This is a genomic window from Arhodomonas sp. KWT, assembly GCF_010993615.1.
Genome location: NZ_WNXE01000920.1, coordinates 1 through 667, shown reverse-complemented (window position 1 = coordinate 667; position 667 = coordinate 1). Strand labels below are relative to the sequence as shown.

Genomic DNA, 667 nt, shown 5'->3' with positions numbered 1-667 from the left:
GAGAACAGCCGGATCATGGGCTGGGAGGTGCGCTCCAGGGTGGTGTAGACCGGCGTCCCCTGGCTGCCGTAGGGCACGCGGCGGAAACTCTCGGGATCACAGACCTCGGTGTAGACGATGTCCTGCCACAGCAGCATGCCGTCGGTGTCGGCGCTGCCGGCACCGTGCATCCACGGGGTGACCTCGGCCATCGTGCCGCAGTCAACCACCCGCGCGCCGAAGGTCTCGGCGATACTGTCGCGGATCCCCGGGATGGAGCCGCCGGGTTCGCCGGAGAAGAACATCACGCGGATGCCGAACTCCCGCGGGTCCACGCCCTCTTCGCGGGCGACCTCGGCGAGGCGCTGGGCGTACGAGGGCGTGCTGTAGAAGCCGGCGGGCTGCATCATGCGCAGCCAGGTCACCGCGCGGGAGGTCATCCCCGGCGCGCCGGCACCGAACGGGAAGGCCTTGCAGCCGAGCCGCTCGGCGCCGATGAGCGCCCCCCAGGAGCCCATGTACAGGCTCAGGATGGCGGCGACGAACACCGTGTCCCCCGGGCGCAGGCCCATGCCCCACATGATCCGTGCATGATTGTTGGCGATGGTGTCCCAGTCCGAGCGGGAGATGCCGAACACCGTGGGCCGCCCGGACGTCCCCGAGGTCCCGTGGATGTGGTGCACCTCGG

1 pseudogene is annotated in these 667 nt (G+C 70.2%); it reads right to left on the bottom strand.

Annotated features, from left to right (window positions below):
- Positions 1-667: pseudogene (locus tag G7A99_RS23310) on the bottom strand (phenylacetate--CoA ligase); the annotation flags it as partial.